At 66.6% G+C, this 7,910-nt stretch carries 9 protein-coding genes; 8 read left to right on the top strand and 1 reads right to left on the bottom strand.

Annotated features, from left to right (window positions below; translation table 11 throughout):
* Window positions 1-400 (top strand): LysR substrate-binding domain-containing protein (locus KIT86_RS23370; RefSeq protein WP_297402865.1); only part of this gene is annotated, 400 nt, incomplete at its 5' end.
* 68 nt (window positions 401-468) lie between these two features.
* On the opposite strand, the gene KIT86_RS23365 is transcribed toward KIT86_RS23370, so the two are convergent.
* Window positions 469-1,002, bottom strand: a complete 534-nt coding sequence (locus tag KIT86_RS23365; RefSeq protein WP_297402863.1) for a MarR family winged helix-turn-helix transcriptional regulator — start codon at window positions 1,000-1,002, stop codon at window positions 469-471.
* Between the two features lie 136 nt (window positions 1,003-1,138).
* Here KIT86_RS23365 and badH point away from each other — a divergent pair, with 136 nt between their 5' ends.
* From badH to KIT86_RS23330, 7 genes are all read left to right on the top strand, one after another.
* Complete coding sequence (gene badH / locus KIT86_RS23360) at window positions 1,139-1,906, top strand: 2-hydroxycyclohexanecarboxyl-CoA dehydrogenase (protein ID WP_297402862.1); 768 nt, start codon at window positions 1,139-1,141, stop codon at window positions 1,904-1,906.
* A gap of 33 nt (window positions 1,907-1,939) precedes the next feature.
* Complete coding sequence (badI, locus tag KIT86_RS23355) at window positions 1,940-2,722, top strand: 2-ketocyclohexanecarboxyl-CoA hydrolase (RefSeq protein WP_297402860.1); 783 nt, start codon at window positions 1,940-1,942, stop codon at window positions 2,720-2,722.
* Window positions 2,723-2,756: 34 nt separating this feature from the next.
* Window positions 2,757-3,908 carry a cyclohexanecarboxyl-CoA dehydrogenase gene (aliB, locus tag KIT86_RS23350; RefSeq protein WP_297402858.1) on the top strand — a complete coding sequence of 384 codons (1,152 nt, stop codon included), beginning with the start codon at window positions 2,757-2,759 and terminating at the stop codon, window positions 3,906-3,908.
* A gap of 36 nt (window positions 3,909-3,944) precedes the next feature.
* Window positions 3,945-5,579: a cyclohexanecarboxylate-CoA ligase gene (gene aliA / locus KIT86_RS23345; protein ID WP_297402856.1), complete on the top strand. Its 1,635-nt coding sequence runs from the start codon at window positions 3,945-3,947 to the stop codon at window positions 5,577-5,579.
* Window positions 5,580-5,590: 11 nt separating this feature from the next.
* Window positions 5,591-6,367: an enoyl-CoA hydratase-related protein gene (locus KIT86_RS23340; RefSeq protein ID WP_297402854.1), complete on the top strand. Its 777-nt coding sequence runs from the start codon at window positions 5,591-5,593 to the stop codon at window positions 6,365-6,367.
* A gap of 29 nt (window positions 6,368-6,396) precedes the next feature.
* Window positions 6,397-7,248 carry a branched-chain amino acid ABC transporter permease gene (locus KIT86_RS23335; protein WP_297402852.1) on the top strand — a complete coding sequence of 284 codons (852 nt, stop codon included), beginning with the start codon at window positions 6,397-6,399 and terminating at the stop codon, window positions 7,246-7,248.
* A gap of 15 nt (window positions 7,249-7,263) precedes the next feature.
* Window positions 7,264-7,910: branched-chain amino acid ABC transporter permease (locus tag KIT86_RS23330; RefSeq protein ID WP_297402850.1), on the top strand; the 647-nt coding region annotated here is incomplete at its 3' end.

Genomic DNA, 7,910 nt, shown 5'->3' with positions numbered 1-7,910 from the left:
TTGCCTGCGCTACAGGTCGACGGCCGGCCGCAGCCGGGCCTGGCGCCTGATGCACGAGACGGACGAAACCCGCTTCGCCGACATCGAGGTGCAGCCGGTGCTGTGGGTCAACCACCCCGACACCCTGGTGCACGCCGCCCTGGATGGCGCGGGCATCTGCGCCATCGCCGTCGGCCTGGCCGCGCCCTTCATAGAAAGCGGCGATCTGGTGCGCGTGCTCAACCCCTGGATCACCGACCGGCTGACGGTGTATGCGGCCCTGCCCAGCCGCAAGTTCATGCCGCGCCGCACCGAGGTCTTCCTGGACTACCTGATCGAGCAGACCCGCACCCGCGTGGGCAGTGCGCTCGTCTGCTGCACGGCCGCCGAGACCGCGCTGGCCCCCTGGCCTGGGGCTTAGGTGGGCACCTCCACCGGCCCGCGAACGACCCGCTGGCCACGGGCCATGTTCAGCGCATGCGCCACCAGTCAGTTGTCGGGGGAAGACAGCGCGCCTGCCTCACTGTGGCCTCCACTGGTCCAGTCGACATCGACGCGTTGCATGTTCTCCAGGATCCGAAGCAGGTAGTGCAGCGTGTGGGTGACGTCGTTGATCGAGAAGTCGCCCAGGATTTCCTCGTAGTAAGCCAGGATCTTCGGTCGCGCCAACACGTGCCAGACGTGCCGCCCCGAATCGGTCATCGTCACCAGGCGTGAACGGCGATCACGGCCATCCGGTGCGATGGCGACATGCCCATCGCGTTCCATGCGGCCGATGAGCCCGGAGAGGTTCTGGCGGCTGACCATGAGGTATTTGGCCAGATCGCCAATGCTCAGCCCGCCCTCGGCCTTCTCCCGCGAGAGTGCACCCAATACCGCCCACTGCTGCGTCGTCAGGCCTTCCGCCTCCACCGCGCGCGATCCGGTTTTATGCAACATGTTGGCGCATTGATAGAGCCGAAAGAACACCCTGTTGGCCAATTCCATCTTGGCTGAAGTCGTCTCACCCGTAGGGTTAACCATGATTTCTCCTTGTGTTTGCGCGCTTGTGGTCTGTCAGGGCCGTGTCTAGAATAAAGGCAACATGTTTACGCACTTTGGCAAAAAGCAGAAGCATTTCTGCGGCGCAGGCGAAGCCTGACAACCTCAAGGACAAGCAATGAAGCGATTCGAACACAAGACCGTCGTGGTGACGGGTGGTGGTGGTGGCATCGGCGGGGCGACGTGCCAGCGCTTTGGCCAGGAAGGGGGCCGTGTCGCGGTGTTCGACCTGAACCTGGAGGCGGCCGAGAAGGTGGCGGGGCAGGTTCGCGCCGCAGGTGGCACGGCGCTGGCCGTGCGCTGCGACATCACCGACCGCGCCAGCGTGAACGACGCGGTGGCGGTGACGCAGGCGGAGCTCGGCGACATCGACGTGCTCGTGAACAACGCCGGCTGGGACGTGTTCAAGCCCTTCACCAAAACCGAGCCGGCGCAGTGGGACAAGCTGATCGCCATCAACCTGGTGGGCGCGCTGAACCTGCACCACGCCGTGCTGCCCGGCATGGCCGCCCGCAAGGCCGGGCGCATCGTCAACATTTCGTCCGATGCGGCGCGTGTCGGCTCTTCGGGCGAGGCGGTGTACGCCGCCTGCAAGGGCGGGCTGGTGGCCTTCTCCAAGACCATCGCGCGCGAGCATGCGCGCCACGGCATCACCGTCAACGTGGTGTGCCCTGGCCCCACCGACACCGCGCTGTTCGCCGACTACAAGGAAGGCGCGGGCAACCCCGAGAAGTTGATGGAGGCCTTCACGCGCTCCATTCCCCTGGGGCGCATCGGCCAGCCCGAAGACCTGCCCGGCGCCATCCTCTTCTTTGCCAGCGACGACGCCGCCTTCGTCACGGGGCAGGTGCTCAGCGTCTCCGGCGGTTTGACCATGAACGGTTGAACGTCCCCGCAACCCCATCACGAAAGCGCAGCCATGAACTTTGAAGATATCTTGTACGAGGTCCGAAACGGCGTGGCCTGGATCACCATCAACCGCGCCGACAAGATGAATGCGTTTCGCGGCCAGACCTGCGATGAAATCATCCGGGCCATGAACAAGGCCGGTTACGACCGCGAGGTGGGCGCGATCGTGCTGGCCGGCGCGGGTGAGCGCGCCTTCTGCACCGGCGGAGACCAGTCGGCGCACAACGGCAACTACGACGGGCGAGGCACCATCGGCCTGCCCATGGAAGAGCTGCATACCGCCATTCGCGACGTGCCCAAGCCGGTGATCGCGCGGGTCCAGGGTTTTGCCATCGGCGGGGGCAACGTGCTCGCCACGATCTGCGATCTCACCATCTGCTCGGACAAGGCGATCTTCGGCCAGGTGGGGCCCAAGATGGGCTCGGTGGACCCCGGTTACGGCACGGCCTTCCTGGCCCGGGTGGTGGGCGAGAAAAAGGCGCGCGAGATCTGGTATCTGAACCGCCGCTACAGCGGTGCCGAAGCGGTGGCCATGGGCCTGGCCAATGTGTGCGTGCCGCACGACCAGCTCGACGCCGAAGTGCAGAAGTGGGCCGAGGAAATGGGCGAGCGCAGCCCCATGGCACTGGCGATCGCCAAGCGCAGTTTCAACGCCGATACCGCGCACCAGGCGGGCATCGCGGGTCTGGGCATGGTGGCGCTGAAGCTGTACTACGACACCGACGAATCGCGCGAAGGCGTGAATGCGCTGCGCGACAAGCGCAAGCCCGAGTTTCGCAAGTACGCCAAGTAAGCCAGGCAAGCGCCACGCAGCGGCAGGAGACCGAATGAATCCCTACATCGACGAGGATCTGCAGACCCTGGGTGAGCATGTGCGCCGCTTCGCCACCGAGCGCGTGGCGCCGGGCTTTCTGGAGCGCGACCAGACGCGGGTGCTCGATTGCACGCTCATGCGCGAGATGGGTGCGCTGGGGTTCATCGCACCCGAACTGCCGCAAGCCTTCGGCGGTCAGGGCATGGGCTGCCTGGCCGCCGGGGTGATCCACGAAGAGATCGCGCGCGCCGACCTGAGCATCAGCTACATCAATTTGCTGGCGTCGCTCAACGGCCAGATCCTCGCCGACCACGGCCAGCCCCATGTGGTGCAGCCCTGGCTGGAGAAGTTGACCAAGGGCGAGGCGCTGTTCGCGATCGCGCTGACCGAACCGCGCGGCGGGTCCGACGCTGGCAACCTGCGACTGCGCGTGGAGCGCGTGGGCGACGAGTACGTGATCAATGGCGAGAAGACCTCCATCTCCGCCGCCGATCAGTGCGATGCCGCGGTGGTGTTCGGGCGCACCGGCTCGACGGCGTCGGCCGCGCACGGCGTGACGGCACTGCTGGTGCCGATGGATGTGCCCGGCATCACGCGCAACCGCTTCGATTGCCATGGGCAGCGCGCCATCGGCCGAGGCTCGTTGTTCTTCGAGAACGTGCGCGTGCCGATCGACCACCGCCTGGGCGAGGAAAACAAGGGCTTCGTGCAGGTCATGCAGGGCTTTGACTTTTCGCGCGCCCTGATCGGCTTGCAGGTGCTGGCGGTGGCTCGCGTGGCACTGGAAGAAACCTGGTCCTACATCACCCAGCGGGAAGCCTTCGGCAAGCCCCTGTCGGCCTTCCAGGGCGTGACGCACCCGCTGGCGGACTTCGACACCCAGGTCGAGGGCGCCCGCCTGCTGTGCCTGCAGACGCTGTGGCTCAAGGACAAGGGGCTGCCGCACACGGCCGAAGCCGGCATGTGCAAGTGGTGGGGACCCAAGCTGGCCTACGACGTGGTGCACCAGTGCCTGCTCTGCTTCGGACACGGCGGCTACGACCACGGTGTGATGGAGCAGCGGCTGCGCGACGTGCTGGGTTTTCAGATCGGCGACGGCACCGCGCAGATCATGAAAACCATCATCGCCCGCACCCGCGCGGGACGGCAGTTCGTGCCCGCCTGAGACCCCCGGACACCACAACGACACACGGAGACAAGCATGGATTTCGACGCGGTACTTCTCGCCCCACGGCGCGCCAGCATGATCCAGCAGGGTCTGTGGCACGACAAGACCATCAACGACTACCTCGACGCCTGCGTCCAGACCTGCCCGGACCAGCTGGCGATCAGCGCGGTGCGCATGGAGAGCGGTGCGGTGCAGCGCTTCACCTACCGCGAGCTGGCGCAGATGGCCGATCGCATTGCCGTGGGCCTGGCGCGCCTGGGCGTGGTGCGCAACGACGTGGTCGCGTGCCAACTGCCGAACTGGTGGCAGTTCTCCCTCGTGTACCTGGCCTGCTCGCGCATCGGCGCGGTGATGAACCCGCTGATGCACATCTTTCGCGAGCGCGAGCTGGGCTTCATGCTCAAGCACGGTGAAGCCAAGGTGATCATCGCGCCCAAGGTCTTTCGCGGTTTCGACCACGAAGCCATGATCACGGGCTTGCAGCCCAGCCTGCCCGATCTTCAACACGTGGTCATCGTGGACGGGACCGGCGCCAACGGCTTCGAGGCCCTGCTGAGCGGGCCGGCCTGGGAGAAGGAGCCGGACGCGGCAGACATCCTCCGGCGCAGGCGGCCGGGCCCGGACGACATCACGCAGCTGATCTACACCTCGGGCACCACGGGCGAGCCCAAGGGCGTGATGCACTCGGCGAACACGGTCATGGCCAACATCGTTCCTTACACCGAGCGCCTGCGCCTGGGCGCCGACGATGTGGTGCTGATGGCGTCGCCGATGGCGCATCAGACCGGCTTCATGTACGGCCTGCTGATGCCCATCATGCTCAAGGCCCGCGTGGTGCTGCAAGACGTGTGGGACCCACTCAAGGCGATCGCGCTCATTCGCGAAGAGAAGGTCACGTTCACGATGGCGTCGACCCCCTTCCTCACCGACCTCACCCGCCACGTGGCGGAGTCGGGGCAGGCCGTGCCCACGCTCAAGACCTTCCTGTGCGCCGGCGCGCCGATACCCGGCCCGCTGGTGGAGCAGGCCCGCAGCGTGCTGGGCACCAAGATCGTGTCCGCCTGGGGCATGACGGAAAACGGCGCTGTCACCCTGATCGAGCTCGACGACGACGACGAACGCGCGTTCACCACCGATGGCCTGGCCTTGCGTGGCGTCGAGGTGAAGGTGGCGGACGTGGACGGCACCACCCTGCCCGCCGGAGAAGCCGGCAAGCTGTACGTGCGCGCGTGCTCCAACTTTGGCGGCTACCTCAAGCGACCGCAGTGGAACAACACCGATTCGCAGGGCTGGTTCGACACCGGCGACCTGGCGCGCATGGACGCGCAGGGCTACATCCGCATCACAGGCCGCAGCAAGGACGTGATCATCCGCGGCGGCGAGAACATCCCGGTGGTGGAGATCGAGTCCATGCTCTACCGCCACCCCGCCGTGGCCATGGCCGCGGTGGTGGCGTACCCGGACGAGCGCCTGGGCGAGCGCGCCTGCGCGGTGGTCGTGCCCAAGCCCGGCCAGACGCTGGACCTGCCGACCCTGGTCGACTACTTCAAGTCGCTCAAGGTGGCGCTGCAATACATCCCCGAGCGGCTGGAACTGCTGGATGCCATGCCGACCACGCCGTCTGGAAAGATCCAGAAGTTCAAGCTGCGCGACATCGTGAAACCTTGAGCGCCACCGCCATGACCGAAGCGCTCATCCAGACCGAGATCCATGGCCGCGTGGGCGTGCTCACCCTCCACCGGCCGCGCCAGCTCAATGCCCTCAACGACGCGCTGATGGACGAGCTGGGTGCGGCCCTGCTGGCCCTGGACGGCGACGCCAGCGTGGGCGCCATCGTCATCACCGGCGGCGCCAGGGCCTTCGCGGCCGGGGCGGACATCCAGGCCATGGCCGACTGGTCGTACAGCGATGTGCACCAGGGCGCCTTCATCACGCGCAACTGGGAGACCATTCGCCAGGTGCGCAAGCCCGTGCTGGCGGCGGTGGCCGGTGTCGCCCTGGGGGGCGGCTGTGAACTGGCGCTCGCCTGCGACATCATCGTGGCGGCCGAATCGGCGCGGTTCGCGCTGCCCGAGGTGAAGCTGGCCATGTTGCCCGGTGCCGGTGGCACGCAGCGCCTGCCCCGTGCCATCGGCAAGGCCAAGGCCATGGACATGTGCCTGTCCGCTCGCGCGCTCGACGCGCATGAGGCAGACCGCTATGGCCTGGTTTCGCGGGTGGTCCCGGATGCGGAACTGATGCCGCGCACGCTGGAACTCGCCGCGCAGGTCGCTTCGTATTCGCTGCCGGCCCTGATGGCGATCAAGGAGTCGGTCAACCGCGCCTGGGAAAGCTCGCTGGCCGAGGGCATCCTGTTCGAGCGGCGCGCGCTGTACGCCCGCTTCGCCAGCGAAGACGCCCACGAAGGCATGCACGCCTTTCTGGGCAAGCGCGCGCCGGTGTTCAAGCACCTCTGAGCACCACGAATCCCTGGAGCCTGCACCGCATGTTGACCATCCAGATCTTCAACGGCCTCGTCTACGGTGCGCTGCTCATCGTGATGTCGTCCGGGCTCGCGCTGATCTATGGCCTGCGCCGGGTGGTCAATTTCGCGCACGGCGCCCTGTACATGCTGGGGGCCTACATCGCATTCACGGTGGCCACGCACAGCAACTTCTGGGTCGCGCTGTTCGTGGCGCCGGCGGTCATGGCCGTGGTGGGGGTGCTGATCGACCGCTATGGCTTTCGTCTGCTCCAGGACCGTGAGCCGCTGAGCGTGATGCTGGCCACCTTCGGCCTGCTGCTGATCCTCGAGGACCTCGTGGCCTTCATCTGGGGCAAGGGCAACCATTCGCTGTTCACACCCGAGCTGCTGAACTTCTCCGTGAACCTCTTCGGGCACGACATGCCCGCCTACCGCATCGGCGTGCTGGTGGTCGGCGCGGTGGTGGCGCTGGGCCTCACGCTCTGGCTGCGCTACTCGCGCATGGGGCTGTTCGTTCGCGCGGCAAGCACCGACCCGGTGACGACCGCGATGCAGGGGGTCAACACCGATGTGCTCAGCGCGACCGTGGTGGGCCTGGGCAGCGCGCTGGCGGGGCTTGCGGGCGTGGTGGCCGCGCCGTTTCTGTCGCTGTCGCCGCACATGAGTTCGGACGTGCTGATCGACTCCTTCGTCGTGGTGGTCATCGGTGGCCTGGGTTCGCTGGCCGGTGCGTTCGTGGCCGCCCTTCTGCTGGGGCTCATGCAGGCCCTCGGCGCGGTCTATCTGCCCGGGGTGTCCGTGCTGCTGCCCTTCATGTTCATGATTGCCGTCCTGATCTGGAAGCCCTCCGGTCTGGCGGGCAGCCGCACCTGAGCCGAAAGCGCCGCCATGACCTGGACAAGGATGTCGTTGAATGCCCTGCTCGCGCTGGTGGCCGCCGGAATGATCCTGTGGCTGACGACGAGCAACAGCCTGCTGGGCATGTTCACGCAAGCGGTGATCTACGCCATTTTTGCGCTGGGCGTGGGCGTGCTGCTCAAGCAAAACGGGCTGGTCAGCTTCGGCCATGCGCTGTACTTCGGCGCCGCCGGCTACAGCATGGCGGTGATGCTGCAGCTGGGGTGGATGCCTGCCGAATGGGCCATCCTGGTCACGCTGGTGGGCATCGGTGCGGCGTCGTTCCTGATCGGGCTGGTCATCGTTCGCGTGCCGGGCATCGCTTTTGGCATGCTGACCCTGGCCATCGGGCAAATGGCGTATCTGCTGGCGGTGCGGGCGCGCGGCATGACCGGTGGCTCGGACGGCATGGGCATCCAGTGGCCCAACACCTTGTTGGGTGTGTCGCAATCGACCTTGCTCAAGCCTTCCGTGCTGTTTCTTGTCAGCTGGGTCGTGCTGGTGCTGGTGACCTGTGTGCTGGTGCAGTTGATGCGCACCCGTTTTGGCGCCATCACCGAAGCCATCCGCGACAACGAGGAGCGGGCCCGCTTCATCGGCATCCGCACGGTCGTGGCGCGCGCGGCGGGGTACGCCCG

It is taken from the genome of Hydrogenophaga sp. (genome assembly GCF_026125825.1).
In the GTDB taxonomy this organism is placed as follows: Bacteria; Pseudomonadota; Gammaproteobacteria; order Burkholderiales; family Burkholderiaceae_C; genus Hydrogenophaga.
The sequence above is the reverse complement of the archived record's forward strand: the minus strand, read 5'-3'. Positions and strand labels throughout refer to the sequence as shown.